We start from the raw sequence: 16,812 nt of genomic DNA on the forward strand, positions 1-16,812 counted from the left end.
CTGAAACTCAAAGGCCGAGGTAGGCCTCTCGCACTGCCCGGTCGGCGCGCAGGGCGGCCATACTCCCCTCAAAGCGGAGCTGTCCGCTTTCGATGACGCAGGCGCGGTCCGCCAGAGCGCCGGCAAACTGTAGGTTCTGTTCGCTCAGCAGGACACTCAGCCCCTCGCCCTTCAGTGCGGCGATGGTGCGTCCCATTTGTTCGACGATCACGGGGGCGAGGCCTTCCGACGGCTCATCCAGCAGGATCGCCTGAGGGTTGCCCATCAGGGTGCGCGCGATGGTGAGCATCTGCTGCTCGCCGCCGGACATGCGGCCACCCGCACGCTCGCGCATCTCTCCAAGGTTGGGAAAGAGCTCGAAGAGGCGTTGCGGTGTCCACTGCGGGGCCCCGTCACGCGGCGGCTGGCGCCCCACCTCGAGGTTCTCCAGCACAGTGAGCTCGGGAAAGATCCGCCGCTCCTCGGGTACGTAGCCCAGCCCCAGGCGGGCGATGCGATGCGACGGCCAGCCGGTCACCTCCTGCCCGGCGAAATGGACCCGCCCCCTGGTGCCCGCGAGCATGCCCATGATCGCCTTCAACGTGGTCGACTTTCCGGCACCATTGCGCCCGATGAGGGCAACGACCTCTCCGCGGGCCACGGCAAAGGAGAGGCCGAAGAGCACTTGGGCGCGGCCGTAGAAGGCCTCGAGGTTTTCGACCTGCAGCACTGGACTCATGCGTCCACCTCCCAGCCCGCACCCGCCGGCGCGCCGCTGCCGAGATAGCTTGCCTGCACCTGGGGATCGGCACGCACGGCCTCGGGCTCGCCCTCGGCGATCTTCTGGCCGCGATCCAGCACCATGATGCGGTCGGCGTGGCCGAAGACCACATCCATGTCGTGCTCGGTGAAGAGCACGGCGATGCCGCGTTCGCGCACGATGCTCGCCGTCAACGCCATCAGCGCCTTGCGCTCGGCCGGGGCCATGCCGGCCGTGGGCTCGTCCATCAGGAGCATCCGCGGCGCGGCTGCCAATGCCAGTGCCAGTTCCACCCGCTTGATGTCGCCATAGGCCAGAATGCCGCAGGCGCGCTCCGCCTGGCCGGCCATGCCCACCTGCTCCAGCAGTGCCATTGCCTCATCCCGGTAAAGCGCGCTGGCCGAGGGCAGCAGGGCGCGCAAGCGCCGATGATAGGCGATCAACGCCATCTGCACGTTCTCGCACACCGACATGGAGGCAAAGGCAGCGGCGATCTGAAACGTGCGGCCGACCCCGAGGCGCCAGATCCGCCGCGGCGTCAGGCCGATCAACGCCTCACCCGCCAGCCGCACGCTGCCGGCGTCGGGCTGCAGCTGACCGTTGATGAGATTGAAGCAGGTGGACTTGCCCGCTCCGTTGGGGCCGATCATGGCCAGCAGTTCGCCGGGCTTCAGGTCGAAGTCCACGGCGCGCACCGCCTGCACGCCGCCGAAAGCCTTGGACAGGCCGCGAACCTGCAGCAAGGCGGTCATGCCTGCCCCTCCCCGCGGCGGCGCAGGCCAGCCGTGGCGCCGGCCAGACCCTGGGGAAAGAGCACGACCAGCAGGATGATGATGCAACCAAGTATGGCGCGCCAGTAGTTGGTCAGGCTGAGCAGTTCGGTCTTCAGCAGGGTGAAGGCCGCCGCCCCGGCAATGGGGCCGGTCAGGGCCTGGACCCCGCCGAGCAGCACCATGACCAAAGCGTCCACCGACAAGGGCAGCGCCATGGCCTCCGGGGACACCGAGCCCTTGAGGTAGGCAAAAAGGCCCCCGGCAATCCCGGCAAAGCTGCCGGCCAGCGTGAAGGCCAGCCAACGGTGCCGGCGCACATCGATGCCGATGGCATCAGCACGCAGGGGCGAGTCCCGTCCGGCGCGCAGGGTGTAGCCGAAGGGCGCGAAGGCGAAGTGCCGCAGCAGCAGCACAGCGATCACGCAGATGGTACCGGCGAAGTAGTAGTAGGCCGTCACACTGCCCACCCAGGCCGGCGGCCAGATGCCGATGATCCCATTGTCGCCGCCGGTCAGCTCGATCCACTGGAAGGCGATGGACCAGGCGATCTGCGCGAAGGCGAGCGTGAGCATGGCGAGATAGACACCGCTGAGCCGCACGCAGAACCAACCGAAGAGCAGCGCGCCACCCGCCGCCAGCAGCGGCGCGGCCAGCAGCGCCAGTTCCATCGGCGCGCCCCAATGGCGAACGGCCAGGCCGACGCCATAGGCGCCAAGACCGAAGTAGGCGGCATGGCCGAAGGAGATCACGCCGCCCAGCCCCATGAGGAACTGCAGCGAGGCGGCAAAGAGAACAAAGATCAGCACCTCGGTCGCCACCGACACCAGGTAGGGACCGGCGATCCAGGGCAGCACAAGCAGCAGCACGAGAACTGCCAGGCCCGCCAGCTGCAGGCTGCGGTCGGCGGGACGCAGCATCGGCTCAGGCGTGCCGCTGTGCTGATAGCCCAGCACCTCCCGGCGGCCGAGCAGACCCCAGGGGCGCAGGATCAGCACCAGCGCCATCACCAGGAACATGGAAACCAGTTCCATCTGCCAGGCCGCCACGCCTCCGAGGGTGACCTGTGCATTGGTGATGAGCAGGACCCGGATCAGCGAGATCAGGAGGGCGGCCAGGTAGGCCCCCAAGATCGAGCCCATGCCGCCCACGACGACGACCACGAAGACCGAAGCGATGATCTGCAGGTCCATGTGCAGGTGCGCGCTGCCCTTGGGAAGCTGCACTGCCCCGCCGAGCCCGGCCAGGGCCGCGCCGAGGAAGAAGACCCCGGTGAAAAGCCATTTCCGGTTCACGCCCAGGGCCGAGACCATCTCGCGATCCTGGGTCGCCGCGCGGATCAGGATGCCCCAACGGGTGCGATTGAACAGCAGCCAGAGGGTGCCGAGGACCACTGGTGCGAAGAGAATGAGAAAGATGTCGTAGGTGGGAACCCGAAGGCCGAAGAGTTGCGTCGCTCCGCCCAGCCCCGGCGCGCGCGGGCCCAACAGGTCCTGCGCGCCCCAGATCCAAAGCGTTGCGTCCTGGACCACCAGCACCAGGCCGAAGGTTGCCAGCAGTTGGAAGAGCTCAGGCGCCTGATAGATGCGCCGCAGCACCGCCATCTCGAAAAAGGCGCCCACCGCCCCCACCACCAGGGCCGCCAGCAGCAGTCCGCCCCAGAAACCCAGCGCCCCCCCGCCGAACAGCCCGATCAGGCTGACGCCCAGGTAGGCGCCCAGCATGTAGAGGCTGCCGTGGGCAAAATTGACGATACGGGTCACCCCGAAAATAATCGTCAAACCGCTGGCCACGAGGAAGAGGCCGGAGGCACTGGCGAGCCCGGTCAGCAGTTGCTGCAGCAGGAATTCCATGGGTTACGTGCCGGCCCTCTCACGCGGCCTGGAAGCAGCCGGAAGACAATGCCATGCGGCATGCCTCGAACTGCTGCGGCGCGCTCACTCGCCGCGAAGCTGCCGCACGGTTTCGTCGTCGGGAAGATAGTCGCTGCCTGCGCCGAAGCGCCAGTCGACCATGCGCGGCTTGGCGTCCTGAACCGTCAGGCGGCCGACATAGGCCCCCATATCGCTTTGCTGGTCGATTGCGCGATAGGTGATCGGCCCCACGGGCGAATCGATGGTCAGTCCGCGCAAGGCATCGATCACCGCTTCCACCTCGGCGGTACCCGCGGTTTCGATGGCATCGGCAATCGAGTGGAGGGCCGCATAGCCGACGACGGAGCCGAGGCGTGGATAGTCGTCGAAGCGTTCCTGATAGGCCTCCAGGAAGCGGTCATGCTCCGGCGTGTCGATGGCGTACCAGGGATAACCGGTGACGATCCAGCCTTCCGGCGCTTCGGCGCCCAAGGGATCGATCCACTCCGGCTCGCCTGAGAGCACCGAAGCCACGGTGCGGCCCTCGAAGAGGCCGCGCACCTCCCCTTCCCGCACAAAGCGGGCGAGATCGCCGCTGAAGGTCACATTGAAGATGGCGTCGGGATCGGCGGCTTCGAGCGCCTGGACCGCAGCGCCGGCATCGATCTGCCCCAGGCCCGGCCACTGCTCGGCCACGAACTCGACGTCCGGCCGGCGCTCTTTCAAAAGGTCCTTGAAGGCGGCGACCGCCGCCTGGCCGTACTCATAGTTCGGCGCGATGGTCACCCAGCGCACCGCCTCATCGATCTTGGCCGCTTCCTCCGCCAGCATCGCGGCCTGAACGTAGGTGCCGGGGCGCAGGCGGAAGGTGTAGCGATTGCCCAGCGACCAGGCGAGCGTGTCGGTCAGGGGCTCGGCGGCGAGGAACAGCACCTTGCGCTGCTTGGCAAAATCCGACACGGCGACGCCAACATTGCTCAAGAAGGTGCCGAAGAGAATGTCCACGCCCTCGCGGGCAACCAGCTCATTGGCCACGGTCACTGCATCGGCAGGCGAAGCACCATCGTCGCGGCTGATGACCTCCAGTGGCCGACCGAGCACACCGCCGGCGTCATTGATTTCTTCCAGCGCCAGGGTCCAGCCATCGCGATAGGGCAGCGTGAAAGCGGCAAAGCCAGTGTAGCTGTTGAACTCGCCGATGCGGATGGGGTCCTGGGCCGCCGCCGTCCCGGCCGGCCCGGTCAGCAGACCCGCCCCCACGCCCAGCGCCAGCGCCGCTGCCCCCAGGAAACCCTTGAACCACCTGCCGTGCATCATGCCGCTTCCTTCTTCGTTTCCGTCCTGGCGATCGTGCGCAAGAGCGCAAGCGCATCGTCGTAAGTATAGATCATTTGCGGGCGACGCCTATAAGCGTCCGGCGCGCAACAGGTATCCCTGTCCGCGTACGGTCACGATCCGCACACCCAGTTCACCGCGCTCTTCAAGTTTGCGGCGCAAGGACACAATGATCTGATCCACCGACCGATCCAAGGGCTGCCACTGTCGATTTAGGGCTTTCTCGGTCAGAACCTCGCGCGTGACCACCGCGGCCAAGTGTTGGGCGAGACAGACGAGTACGTCGAACTCCGCCGTCGTCAGGAGCACCTCGCCTCTTGTGGCGTGCGTCAGGCTGCGATCAGTGGGGTTGAGGCGATAGGCCCCGAACTCCAGCGCGCGTCCAACCCCGGCGCTTTCTCCTAAGCTGCGCCGCAACACGCCGCGCACTCGCGCCGCCAATTCGCGCAGGGAGAAGGGCTTGACCAAATAGTCATCGGCTCCCAGTTCCAGGCCCAGCACGCGATCCCGCTCCTCTCCCTTGCCAGAGGCGATGATGACCGCCGGACCCCCGGTCAGCTGGAAAAAAGGGACCAGTTCGAGTCCATCCCCGTCGGGCAGCGTGATATCGAGGATGACCAGATCGTACGCCCTGCTCCCCAGACACTCGCGCGCCCGGGCCAGACTGTTCGCGTGATCGACCGCAAAGCCCTCTCGATGCAAGAAAGAGGTGATGGTTTCGGCCACAAGATCCTGATCCTCCACCACCAGCAGGCGCCCCGCGACCCGTTGCACCCCCTCTGTCGTCAAACTGTCTCTCCCCCAACACTCAGATCGAAAATTGCTGATGCGCCCCTTATGCATGGCCTCCACCGTCGGCGTCCCCACTCGCCAATACCCGCGTCGCCATACTTCGAATAGCGACAGCATGACACCTTACCCTCAAGGCCCACCTTTGGTAAAACATGTCTGGCCTTTGGCAAAAGAAGAATGACCTTTGGCTCAGGCGAAGCACGCCGTACCCGCCTCAGCCGTTTCGGCCTCAGCCCGCTCGACAGGAGCCACGGATCGTGACTGCAAGACCCACCGTCTTCATCCACACCAATCACAAGCAGATGCTGGGCGCGCTCGTCTCGCAGCATTCGCTCAAGCGCAACTCGCGCAACCCCGATGCCTTCGACGTGCGCATCATCGACACGGCGGACCATCCCTTCCTGGCCGCCAAGGAAGGGCAGGAGTTCCTGCGCGACGGGGGCAAGCGGGTCTGGCACATGGAGGATCTGCAGTCCTTCACACCCCTGCGCTTCCTGCCGCCGCAGCTGATGGGCTACGAGGGACGCGCCGTGGTGATCGACCCGGATATATTCGCCGTCGGCGACGTCGGGGAACTCCTGGACCGTGACATGGAAGGCAAGGCGATATTCTGCCGTCCACGGGCGGGCGCCAAGGGACTGGGCGGCTGCCTGGCATCCTCGGTTATGCTGCTCGATTGCGCCAAGCTCACCCATTGGCGGGTGGAAGAGGCCTTCGAGGAGCTGTTCCGCTTCGAGCGCGACTACATGGATTGGATCTGCCTCAAGCTCGAGCCGCGCGAAACCCTCGGCCTGTTCGAGGACTACTGGAATGACTTCGACCGCCTGGGTGACCAGACGCGGCTGCTGCACAACACCAAGCGCCAGACCCAACCCTGGAAGACCGGTCTGCCGGTCGACTTCGTGCCGGCCGGCAAGCGACTGAAACTGGTGCAGCCGAAGTCCTGGCTGCGCTTCATCCGCAGCGACCTCCTGGGCCTGCCGGCAAGCCCGCAACGCTACAAGTCCCATCCCGACCCGCGGCAGGAGGCCTTCTTCTTCGGCCTGCTGCGCGAGTGCCTGGAGAACGGCACGGTCACGGAGGCCTTCCTGCGCGCCGAAATGGCCGCCAATCACGTCCGCCAAGACGCCTTCGAAGTGATGGAGCGCAGCGCCCGCCAAGCGGCGTGAGGCTCTCGGCGGCCTTCCGCCGCGGCCTTCTACCCCGCTTCCGGCTCATTATAGACGCTGCCGCCCCCGACCCGGGACGGCAGCGTTTGTTTTTGTGGCCCACCCCAAGCTTCGTGATTCAAGTGAAACGCGATCTGGTATAGAGAAGAAGCAGCCGAGTCTGGAGCACTCGAATGTGCCCGCGGCGCGGCAGGGATCGGACGGCGTTCACTCTGAGGCAGGAAAGTGCCCGAATGAGCACGTGACTCCGGGTCGGTCGGAAGACGGGAAGCGAGGGAGAACCTTGCCAGGTTTCTTGAAAGCCTACGTCCGCTGGGTCGATTCGGCGAATCGCGCCATCGGCTACGCCGCCATGCTGCTGATCTTCGTCATGGTCGGCATCCTGCTCTATTCCTCCATCATGAAGACGGTGGACATCCCGCCGCTCTGGACCCTGGAAATGGCGCAGTTCGCGCTGATGGCCTATTTCCTGCTGGGTGGGCCCTACGCCATGCAGATGGGCGCGCATGTGCGCATGGATCTGCTCTACAGCACCTGGTCGGATCGTCGCAAAGCGCAGGTCGACTGCTTCACGGTCATTTTCCTGCTGATCTACCTCGGGTTCCTGCTCTACGGCGGCTTCTCCAGCACGATGTACGCGCTGGAATACGACGAACGCAGCTTCTCCGCCTGGCGGCCCTACATGGCCCCGATCAAGATCGTCATGACCTTCGGGGTCTTCCTTATGCTCCTGCAGACGCTGTCCGAGCTCATCAAGGACATAGCCAAGCTGCGCGGCGAGAGCCTGTCATGAGTTACGAGCTCATCGCCATTTTGATGTTCGCCTCGATGATGCTGATGCTGATGACGGGGCAGCGGGTTTTCGCCGCCATTGGTTTTGTCGCCGTCGTCGCTGCCTTCTTCCTCTGGGGCGAGGGCGGCTCGGAGATCGGCTTCTCGTCGGGCATCAAGCTGATGCGCTGGTATCCGCTGATCACCCTGCCGCTCTTCGTCTACATGGGCTACATCCTGTCGGAGTCGGGGATCGCGGACGAGCTCTACCAGATGTTCCACGTCTGGTTCGGACCGCTGCGCGGCGGGCTGGCGGTGGGCACGATCCTGCTGATGGTTGCCATCTCCGCGATGAATGGCCTCAGCGTCGCCGGGCTGGCCATCGGCGCCACAATTGCGCTGCCCGAACTGCTGCGCCGGGGCTATGACAAGATCATGGTCACCGGCGTGATCCAGGCCGGCTCGACCCTTGGCATTCTGGTGCCTCCCAGCGTCGTGCTCGTGCTCTATGGCATGATCGCGCGCCAGCCGGTGGGCCAGCTCTGGCTGGCCGGCGTCTTTCCGGGCCTGCTCATGGCCTCGCTTTTCATCCTCTACATCGTCATTCGTTGCTGGCTGCAGCCGAACCTGGGCCCGGCCCTGACAAAGGAGGAACGCCAGATTCCCCTGGGCGAGAAGCTGAAGCTGCTGCGCGCCGGCATCCCGCCGCTGCTGATCTTCTTCTTCATGACCGGGCTCTTCCTGATGGGCGTGACGAGCCTGGTCGAAAGCGCGGCCTTTGGCGCCACGGCGGCCACGGTCATTGCTCTGGCCAAGGGGCGGCTGACCTTCCCGGTCCTCTGGGAGACGCTGCGCAAGACGCTGGGCGTCAGTTGCATGTTCATGTGGATCATCCTGGCGGCCCTGTCCTTCGGCTCGGTCTTCGACGGCCTCGGGGCGGTGCGGGCGATCGAGGACTTCTTCCTGCAGAACCTGGGCCTGGGCCCCTGGGAAGTGCTGATCCTGATGCAGCTCTCCTTCCTGCTGATGGGCACATTCCTGGACGACACGGCCATGCTGGTGATCGTGGCCCCGCTTTACGTGCCGCTGGTCGACGCCCTGGGCTTCAACCTCATCTGGTACGGCGTGCTCTACACCATCACCTGCCAGATCGCCTACATGACGCCGCCCTTCGGCTACAATCTCTTCCTGATGCGGGCCATGGCCCCGCCGGAGGTGAGTCTGGCGGACATCTATCGCTCGATTTGGCCCTTCGTGCTGGTGATGCTGCTGGCCCTGACACTGGTCATGGTCTTCCCGCAGATCGCCCTCTGGTTGCCGCAGCATGTCTATGTCGGTAGTTGAGTTTCCTAAACGCTCCTGCCCGGTCGGGCAGAGCCAGCTGCCTGTGTGGGTGCGCCCTAATGCGCACCATCCGCAGCGGCAGCGCAAAGTGGAGGGTCGAATGGGTCGGCCCCACAACAGGTGAGGCAAAGCAATGAATCAGAGAAGAAACTTTCTGAAACTGGCCGGGGCAGCCGGCACCGCCGGTGTCGCCGCGGCTGCGTCAAGCTTCCCGGCGCCTGCCGTCAAGGCGCAAAGCCCGATCCGCTGGCGCCTGCAGACCTATGCCGGCTCCTCGTTGGGCGAGCACGTCATCAAGCCCTCCATCGACGCCTTCAACAAAGCGGCCAACGGTGAGATGGAGATCGAGCTCTTCTACGCCGATCAGCTCGTGCCGCACGGTGAGCTGTTCCGCGCCATGCAGCGGGGCACCATCGACGCGGTGCAGTCGGACGACGATTCGATCGCCGCCCCGGTGGACGTCTCGGTCTTCGCCGGCTACTTCCCCTTCGGTTGCCGCTACAGCCTCGACGTGCCGGTGCTCTTCGATCAGTGGGGTCTGAAGGAAATCTGGCAGGAGGCTTACAGCGAGGTCGAAGGCGTGACCTGGCTTTCGTCGGGCGCCTGGGACCCCTGCCACTTCGTCAGCAAGGACCCCATCACCAGCCTGGACGACCTGCGCGGCAAGCGCGTCTTCACCTTCCCGACGGCGGGCCGCTTCCTCTCGCGCTTTGGGGTGGTGCCGGTGAACGTGCCTTTCGAGGATGCGGAAATGGCAGTGCAGACCGGTGAGCTCGACGGCATTGCCTGGTGCGGCATCACCGAGGACTACACGGTCGGCTGGGCCGACGTGAACAGCTATTTCCTGACCAACAACATCTCCGGCGCCTGGATCGGCTCCTACTTCGTCAACTCGGAGCGCTGGGAAGAACTGCCGGAGCACCTCAAGCAGCTCTACATGCTCTGCATCGACAACTCGCACTACTATCGCCAGTACTGGTACTGGGGCGGAGAAGCCAACCTGCGTGTGAATGGCGAGAAACTGGAACTGACCACCATCCCCGACGATCAGTGGGCTCAGGTGGAAGCCGAGGCGCGCAACTTCTGGGACGAGATCGCCGAGGAAAGCCCGCGCTGCGCCAAGGTGGTCGAGATCCTGAGAGAGTACAACGAGACCATGGAGAAGGCCGGGCGGCCCTACCGCTACAGCTGATCCGGAGCGATTCTCTCGCTGTACGTCATGACCCCCTTCCGCAGCCGGGAGGGGGTCATTGGTTTTGCGCAGTGAAACATGCTAACAATTCATCAGACAAATTTGCGGTGCCTCGGATGCCGGATACTGCGTCACCCACTGTGCTCACCACCAGCCGGGCGCCCGGACGCGGCCTGCCGCTTCAGGTGGCCCAGAAGGTCGCCCAGCGCATTCTGACCGGGCACTATCCGCCCGGCAGCACCATCCCCATCGAAAGCGCCCTGGCCGAAGAGTTCGCGGTCAGCCGTTCGGTCCTGCGCGAAGCGGTCAAGCTGCTCTCGGCCAAGGGCCTGCTCACCACCCGGCCGAAGCTCGGGACACTGGTGCGCCCGGAATCGGACTGGAGTCACCTGGACCCGGATCTCCTGGTCTGGCGCGCGGAACTGGGGGTGGATGAGCGTTTCGCCCGCCATCTGGCGGAGGTCCGCCGCCTGCTCGAGAGCGAGGCGGCGGTGCTGGCGGCACGGCGCGCCTCTCCAGAGGAGAAGACCAAGATTCTCGCCGCCATGCAGGCCATGGAAGCTGCACAGACACTCGACGCGCAGGTGAGCGCCGACCTTGCCTTTCACCGCTGCGTTCTCGAAGCCGCGGGCAATCCGCTGTTGCTCTCCCTTGGCGGCGCCGTCTGGGGCGCGCTGGCCGTCAGCTTTGCCGTCGGCACCCGCGACGAACGGCAATGGCGCGCCACCTTGCCGCGCCACCGCCGGCTGGCCGAAGCCATCGCCGGCGGCGACGAGGAGGCAGCGCGGGCCGCCATGCTGGACATCATTGTCCGGCACATCGGCGAAGTCAGAGCCACACCGGCTGTAAGCTCTGATTAGACCAAAGTCATCGCAAAGGATGACTCCCCTCCCTCACGCGGAGAGAGGGGAGTAGCCGTCAACGGGCGAAGGTCTGGTAGTAGTCCGGCACCTCATAGTCGAACTCGTCGAGGAAATCGACGCTCTGCAGGTAGCCCTCCGGGCCCCAGTAGAGGTCCGCAATGTCGTAGTAGCTGGGCTCCAGGATGCGCCGCGCCGGCACCACTTGCGAGGCATAGGCGATCTGCGAATTGGCGATGCGCCGGAAGGCGTCGTTGGTCTCGTACTCCTCCTGGAAAAGGCGGTGCCAAACCTCGAGACTCTCCTCAAGAATGTCGTCGGGGGTCCGATGGAACTGCACCCCCTCGTCCTGCATAGCGTCCATGGCCTCCTTGTCGGCCCGCTGCTGCTTCTGTTCCCACCACATCATGGAGCTCTCGGTGACGAGCTCGTAGATGTTCTTGAGGTCGTCCGGCAACGAGTCCCAGACGTCCTTGCTGATCAGGATCTCTGCCGTCGTCACCACCTCGTGGTAGGCGGGTGCGTAGTAGTGCTTCCAGATGTCCTGGAAGCCCAGGGCATAGTCGATCGAGGGGCCGACGAACTCCGCCGCGTCGATCACGCCGCGCTCGCCGGCCGGCGCAATCTCGCCGCCGGGCAGGGTGACAACGCTCACGCCCATACCCTCGTACATCTCTCCGGGAATCCCCGGGATGCGCAGGCGCACACCGCGCAAGTCATCGGCCGAGTTGATCTCTTGGTTGAACCAGCCCAATGGCTGCGAGCCAGAGGACAGCAGCGGACGCCACACGACATCCATGCCCAGATCCTCCTGGAAGAAGGCGTTGTTCACCTCCATGCCGCCGCCCTGATAGAGCCAGCCCCAGTAGTCCATCCAGTCCATGCCGAAAGGACCCGCCGGGCCACTCGCCACCATCACGGCCGCGCGGTTCTTGCCCACCCAGAAGCCGGACCAGGCATGGGCGCCGTCGATCACCCCGTCGTGGGTGGCATCCAGCACCTCGAACGCCGGCACGATGGCGCCGGCCGGCAAGGCCTCGATGGTCAGTCGGCCGTTGGTGAAGGTGGTCACGCGCTCCGCCCACCAGGCGAAGTGCTCATACTGGGGGTCGCCGGAGGGATAAGCCGACTGGAAGGTCAGATCGAAGCTTTCCTGCGCCTGGGCGGCCGGCAGGAAAGCAACGGCTGCCGTGGCGAGCGCCGTAGCCGAGAAGAGTGATTTCAGCGTCATGAGTTTCCTCCCTGAGTGAAGCCAATTCAACGGTTCTGCCATTTAGCTCTCGACCGAAATCGAGAACGACTGAATCCGAGTTCCGGATGGTGGTCTTTGCCCCATTGCCCGAGAACTTCCACCGGGAGCCTATCACAGCGTCGAAGACCAATTCCATAATAACTGGCTACCGGCGCGGAGCCGGCACGCAAGGGAGATAGCAAGTGGGCAAAAGCAGCCTACGGGCTCCGATATCTACTCCTCAGCACGGTTGGATCAGGCCGCGTTGTTCCAGATCAGACAGCAGGCGCCGGGTGTCGGCGGCGATGGTGCGTGGCTCAGTGTCTTCAAAGACGTTCACCAACACGGCCGTCACCTCTTCCAGGCTGTGCGGTTCGGCGAGCAGGTTCCAGACGCCAGCGCCCAGCAGATTCAGTTCGCAGAGGCCGCCGCTGTCCGGCTCCGTCAGGAAGAGATGTTCCCCCACGGCCCTGCCCCGCACGCCGGGTGCCTGCCGAAAGCGCCGGCCGAGCCCAGAGCTTGGTGAAACCGGTTCGAGAGGGTACTCCGCTGCTCTGAGCACGATCGGTGAAGAAGCCAGACTGGCCGCCTGCTCTGAGAACGCCTGCCCATCCTGCAAGAGCGCAACAGCCTGCTCGAGATCGCTATAGTGCAAGATCAGGCAGGGGCGGGCTGCGAGGAGGTCATGCAGGTCTTCCAGCAGGCGCGAGCCGCAGCCCCCTATGGACAGGCTCTGGCCCAGCAGCAGACGGAGCGCCTGCGCCGGTTCCGCTGGCTCCAGGCGGGCCTGCGAGACCTCCGGATCGCGCTCGAGCAACACCACGGCACCCAGAGAGGCGCTGGTGCCAAAGCTCGCCTGTCGGTCGGGCGGCAGGTCGAGATAGACATAATAAGCGTCCCTTGGTCCCGCATGCTCTTCGATGAAGGCCGTGAAGGCGGGGTCCAGACCCGGCGGCAAGGGCCGCCGAAGTCGTGGCGGCACGCCGAAAGCCATGCCCGTGCCGCTGTGTGGGTCGAGGGCCAGGAGATCATCGGTGAAAGCCTGCCGGCCGGCCGCTGCCAGGCGTGCCGTCAGCGTGGACTTGCCGGCACGACTGGCGGCGGGAAAAACCAGAAGCCGGCCGTCGACCTCGACCGCCGCGCAGTGCAGGCAGAGACGCCCCGCCTGGGAGCGCACGTAGGCCTCCACCAGATCCACCACCAAACTGCAGAGCGCGCTCACCGGCGTCGGCTCAATGTAGCTGTCGTCGCGCCAGGAAACCGAGATCGCATAGCCCCCGCGACAGCGGTCCACGGAGATCATCGGGTCCAGGGCTGCTTCCGCCGCGTCGGCGGGCCAGCATGGCCAGCCGCGAAGCACGCCTCCCAGTTCGTTTAAGACGGCGCCGGTCCCTTTGAAGGCAACCGGCGCCGCCAGACCCTCGAAGGCGATCAGACCGTCACTCACAGCTTGCCGTCGAGGCCGATCCAGAGCTGCCAGTCGGTGAGATCGCGCGAGCGACGACGGCGCTCGGCACGGCGCGGCCGGCGCGGCGGTCCCTTGCCGGGATGATGGCCGAAGACCGGGTGTCGGCGACCGCGGCCGCGTGAGCCATAGCTGCCACGGTGGTGGCGGCTGCCCCAACTGTCCCGGCTCCCCCAGCTGCCGCGGGAGGCACTCGCCTTATTGAGATCGAGCAGCACCGGGCTGGCATAGGCCAGGCCGGCGGCTGCGGCGCCCAGGCCCAGGCGTTGCAGGAGTTGGCGGCGTGTCTGTTGCGTGGATTTCGGCGCGTCGTTCTTGTCGGACATGCTTGGGCTCCCTTGACTGCTGTCTCACTCGATCGAGCCGTGGCTCTCAATCAGTGTACGCAGACCGGGAGCTACGCATCCCTATTCGCGCTATGTTCGAAATGCGTCCGACCGTGACAGAAAAGGGGCGCGCAGCAGTGTGTGCCACGCGCCCCCTTTTTCAGGCTGGCTGAATCAGGCCTCAGGCCTGGATCGTCTTGCAGTCCTGTTCGCCCAGACCTTCCACGCCCAGGCGCACGCGCTGGCCGGCGCGCAGGTAGACCGGCTCGGGCTTGATGCCCATGCCCACGCCCGGCGGCGTGCCAGTAGTGATCAGGTCGCCCGGCTGCAGGCTCATGAACTGCGAGAGATAGGCCACGATTTCCTTCACCGGGAAGATCATGGTCTTTGTCGTGCCGTCCTGATAGCGATGACCGTCAACCTCGAGCCAGAGGCCGAGGTTCTGCGGGTCGGCCACCTCGTCCTTGGTCACCAGCCAGGGTCCGACCGGGCCGAAGGTGTCATGGCTCTTGCCCTTGACCCACTGACCGCCGCGCTCGGCCTGGAAGGCACGCTCGGAGACGTCATTCACCACGCAGTAGCCCGCCACGTAGTCCAGCGCTTCATCTTCACTGACGTACTTGGCTTCCTTGCCGATCACGAAGCCCAGCTCAACTTCCCAGTCGGTCTTCTCGGAGGTGCGCGGGATCTCGATGTCGTCATTGGGGCCGACGATGCAGCTGGTCGCCTTGGTGAACACCACCGGTTCGGTGGGCACCGGCAGGTTGGATTCCGCAGCGTGGTCGGCGTAGTTCAGGCCGATGCAGATGAACTTGCCGACATTGCCGATGCAGGGCCCCAGGCGCGTACCGGCCGGAACCTCCGGCAGGGAACTCGCATCGACGTCGGCGAGCTTCGCCAGGCCTTCCGCGGTCACCGCAGAGCCGTCGATGTCGTCAACGACACCCGAGAGGTCGCGCAGCTTGCCGGACGCATCGAGCATGCCCGGCTTCTCACGCCCCTTCTCACCCCAGCGCAAAAGCTTCATGATTTTCTCCTTAAAGCAGTAGCAACAGTCGAATTGGGAAAGCGGTCAGTAGGTGGCGCGGCCACCGCTGACGTCGAAGACGGCGCCGGTGGTGAAGGAGTTTTCGGCCGAGACCAGCCAGGTCACCATGGCGGCAACCTCGTCCACCTTCAGGAAGCGCCCGCGCGGAATCTTGGAGAGCATGTAGTTGATGTGCTCTTCGGTCATCTGGTCGAAAATCGCGGTCTTGGCCACGGCCGGGGTGATGCAGTTGACCGCGATGTCCTGGCCCGCCAGTTCCTTGCCCAGGGACTTGGTGAGCGCGATCACGCCGGCCTTGGCCGCGCTGTAGGCGGCGGCGTTGGGGTTGCCCTCCTTGCCGGCGATCGACGCCACGTTGACGATTCGGCCGTAGCCCTGCTGCACCATGAAGGGGGCCACGTACTTGCAGCCGTGAAACACGCCGTCCAGGTCAATGGAGACCACGCGGCGCCACTCCTCGATGGGATAGTCGATCACGCTGGTGTTCGCGCCGCTGATCCCGGCGTTGTTCACCAGGATGTCGATGCCGCCCAGGCTCTCGGCCGTCTCGGCAGCGGCCTTCTCTACCGCGGCGGCGTCGGTGACGTCGACTGCCTTGCCCATGGCCTGATCGCCGGCGCCCAGTTCGCCCAGGGTGCGCTCCAAGAGCGGCCCATCCTGATCCCAGATCGCAACCTTGGCGCCGGACTCGAGCAGGCGCTTGACGATTGCCAGGCCGATGCCCTGGGCGCCCCCGGTGACGACCGCGCGTTTGCCCGCCAGATCGTAGCGATTAGCCATTCCTTCTTCTCCTCAAGACAGATTGCTTCGAACCGCCTCGGCGGTCATTCCGTTCACGCAATTGCGCAGTTCGCCCCGCTCCAGAAAGGCCATCAGGGTTTCCACCGCCTTGGAGCGGGCATCCTGACGGCTCTCATCGGACAGCCAAGCCGTATGCGGACTTAGCAGCAGTCGCCCGCGCAACCAAGCCGGCTGTTCGACCCAGGTCTTGTACCAGGGTGTCTCCGGATCGATGGGCTCCTGCGGGAAAACGTCCAGGCCGGCGGCCGCGAGGCGGCCGTCGCGCAAGGCCTCCAGCACCGCTTCCGGATCGGTGAGACCACCGCGCGCAGTGTTCACCAGAACGGCACCTGGCTTGATCTTTCCGAGGGCCTCCGCGCCCAGGATGTTGCGCGTTTCGGCGGTCAGCGGCGCGTGCAGGCTGAGCACATCGGCTTGGGCCAGGAGTTCGTCGAGGCTCTCCACCCGCTCGATGCCCAGCGCCCGCTCCACGCCGCGCGAGGCATAGGGGTCGTAGCAGACGACGCGGAAGCCGAAGGCCTTCGCGCGCAGAGCCGCCGCGGTGCCGATGCGGCCGATGCCGAGCACGGCGAAAGTCTGACCGGTCAGGCGCCGCTGCCCCATGGAGGCGGCGCTGTTGAAGGCGCCCCTGGAATCGGCCAACAGTTCCGTGTGATAGCGCAGCAGGCCGCGGCTGAGCACCAGCGCCATGGCGAGCGCGTGGTCGGCCACCTCCATGGTGCCATAATCCGGCGTGTTGCTCACCGCGATGCCGGCGGCGGCGGTGCTGTCCAGGTCGATGTGGTCATAGCCCACCCCTGCGCGCACGATGATGCGGCAGCGCTGCAGGCGGGCCACCAGCGCCGGATCGAAGCGCAGCACATGCCAGGTGACGATGCCGTCGCAGCTGTCGAGCACCTCGGCGGGCAGCTGATCCATGGTCTTGGCGCGGCAGATCGTCCAGTCGTAGTCCGCGCCTGAGAGGCGGCGTTCGATGACGCCATCGTCGTCGAACTTGGCGTCAGGCACCAGAATGCGAAAGCGGGCCACCCTCTTCTCCTCCAGGACGTGATCTCTGCGACAAGACGTGCATAGAGGCCCCTCGAAAGCGGCCCGGGAACGCGCTATTGTCTGACA

The 16,812-nt window shown here is 65.4% G+C and carries 16 protein-coding genes; 5 read left to right on the forward strand and 11 right to left on the reverse strand.

Annotated elements, in window-relative coordinates:
• Window positions 1-7: 7 nt before the first annotated feature.
• The 5 genes from ABZ720_RS07385 to ABZ720_RS07405 form a co-directional block, all read right to left on the reverse strand.
• Window positions 8-718, reverse strand: a complete 711-nt coding sequence (locus ABZ720_RS07385; RefSeq protein WP_366554874.1) for an ABC transporter ATP-binding protein — start codon at window positions 716-718, stop codon at window positions 8-10.
• The gene (locus ABZ720_RS07390; RefSeq protein WP_366554875.1) at window positions 715-1,491 is read right to left on the reverse strand and encodes an ABC transporter ATP-binding protein; all 777 of its coding nucleotides are present in this window, start codon (window positions 1,489-1,491) and stop codon (window positions 715-717) included. The genes ABZ720_RS07385 and ABZ720_RS07390 overlap by 4 nt, the downstream gene beginning before the upstream one ends.
• Window positions 1,488-3,362: an ABC transporter permease gene (locus tag ABZ720_RS07395; protein ID WP_366554876.1), complete on the reverse strand. Its 1,875-nt coding sequence runs from the start codon at window positions 3,360-3,362 to the stop codon at window positions 1,488-1,490. The genes ABZ720_RS07390 and ABZ720_RS07395 overlap by 4 nt, the downstream gene beginning before the upstream one ends.
• 84 nt (window positions 3,363-3,446) lie before the next feature.
• Window positions 3,447-4,679 carry an ABC transporter substrate-binding protein gene (locus tag ABZ720_RS07400; RefSeq protein WP_438264086.1) on the reverse strand — a complete coding sequence of 411 codons (1,233 nt, stop codon included), beginning with the start codon at window positions 4,677-4,679 and terminating at the stop codon, window positions 3,447-3,449.
• A gap of 87 nt (window positions 4,680-4,766) precedes the next feature.
• Complete coding sequence (locus ABZ720_RS07405; RefSeq protein WP_366554877.1) at window positions 4,767-5,486, reverse strand: response regulator transcription factor; 720 nt, start codon at window positions 5,484-5,486, stop codon at window positions 4,767-4,769.
• A gap of 260 nt (window positions 5,487-5,746) precedes the next feature.
• Between ABZ720_RS07405 and ABZ720_RS07410 the strand changes: the two genes are divergently transcribed.
• The 5 genes from ABZ720_RS07410 (at window position 5,747) to ABZ720_RS07430 (ending at window position 10,825) form a co-directional block, all read left to right on the forward strand.
• A complete protein-coding gene (locus ABZ720_RS07410) occupies window positions 5,747-6,658 on the forward strand; it encodes a glycosyltransferase family protein (RefSeq protein ID WP_366554878.1) in 912 nt (303 codons plus the stop codon).
• Window positions 6,659-6,941: 283 nt separating this feature from the next.
• Window positions 6,942-7,451: a TRAP transporter small permease subunit gene (locus tag ABZ720_RS07415; protein ID WP_366554879.1), complete on the forward strand. Its 510-nt coding sequence runs from the start codon at window positions 6,942-6,944 to the stop codon at window positions 7,449-7,451.
• Window positions 7,448-8,773, forward strand: coding sequence for a TRAP transporter large permease (locus ABZ720_RS07420; protein WP_366554880.1), 1,326 nt, complete (start codon window positions 7,448-7,450; stop codon window positions 8,771-8,773). The genes ABZ720_RS07415 and ABZ720_RS07420 overlap by 4 nt, the downstream gene beginning before the upstream one ends.
• A 133-nt stretch (window positions 8,774-8,906) precedes the next feature.
• Entirely contained in the window at window positions 8,907-9,965 is a 1,059-nt protein-coding gene (locus tag ABZ720_RS07425) for a TRAP transporter substrate-binding protein (protein ID WP_366554881.1), read from the forward strand.
• Window positions 9,966-10,081: 116 nt separating this feature from the next.
• The gene (locus ABZ720_RS07430) at window positions 10,082-10,825 is read left to right on the forward strand and encodes a FadR/GntR family transcriptional regulator (RefSeq protein ID WP_366554882.1); all 744 of its coding nucleotides are present in this window, start codon (window positions 10,082-10,084) and stop codon (window positions 10,823-10,825) included.
• Window positions 10,826-10,883: 58 nt separating this feature from the next.
• Here the strand turns inward: ABZ720_RS07430 and ABZ720_RS07435 are convergent, their stop codons facing one another.
• The 6 genes from ABZ720_RS07435 to ABZ720_RS07460 form a co-directional block, all read right to left on the reverse strand.
• Window positions 10,884-12,056, reverse strand: coding sequence for a TRAP transporter substrate-binding protein (locus ABZ720_RS07435; protein WP_366554883.1), 1,173 nt, complete (start codon window positions 12,054-12,056; stop codon window positions 10,884-10,886).
• A 241-nt stretch (window positions 12,057-12,297) separates the two neighbouring features.
• On the reverse strand, window positions 12,298-13,503 hold the full coding sequence (locus ABZ720_RS07440; RefSeq protein WP_366554884.1) for a PqqD family protein: 1,206 nt from the start codon (window positions 13,501-13,503) through the stop codon (window positions 12,298-12,300).
• Complete coding sequence (locus tag ABZ720_RS07445; RefSeq protein ID WP_366554885.1) at window positions 13,500-13,847, reverse strand: twin-arginine translocation signal domain-containing protein; 348 nt, start codon at window positions 13,845-13,847, stop codon at window positions 13,500-13,502. Before ABZ720_RS07445 ends, ABZ720_RS07440 begins: the two co-directional genes overlap by 4 nt.
• A 181-nt stretch (window positions 13,848-14,028) precedes the next feature.
• Window positions 14,029-14,874, reverse strand: a complete 846-nt coding sequence (locus tag ABZ720_RS07450) for a fumarylacetoacetate hydrolase family protein (protein WP_366554886.1) — start codon at window positions 14,872-14,874, stop codon at window positions 14,029-14,031.
• Window positions 14,875-14,919: 45 nt separating this feature from the next.
• Complete coding sequence (locus ABZ720_RS07455; protein ID WP_366554887.1) at window positions 14,920-15,675, reverse strand: SDR family NAD(P)-dependent oxidoreductase; 756 nt, start codon at window positions 15,673-15,675, stop codon at window positions 14,920-14,922.
• A gap of 12 nt (window positions 15,676-15,687) precedes the next feature.
• Entirely contained in the window at window positions 15,688-16,725 is a 1,038-nt protein-coding gene (locus ABZ720_RS07460) for a C-terminal binding protein (RefSeq protein ID WP_366554888.1), read from the reverse strand.
• Window positions 16,726-16,812 lie beyond the last annotated feature (87 nt).

Source organism: Aquibaculum sediminis (genome assembly GCF_040712085.1).
GTDB classification, from domain to species: Bacteria; Pseudomonadota; Alphaproteobacteria; order Kiloniellales; family DSM-21159; genus Aquibaculum; species Aquibaculum sediminis.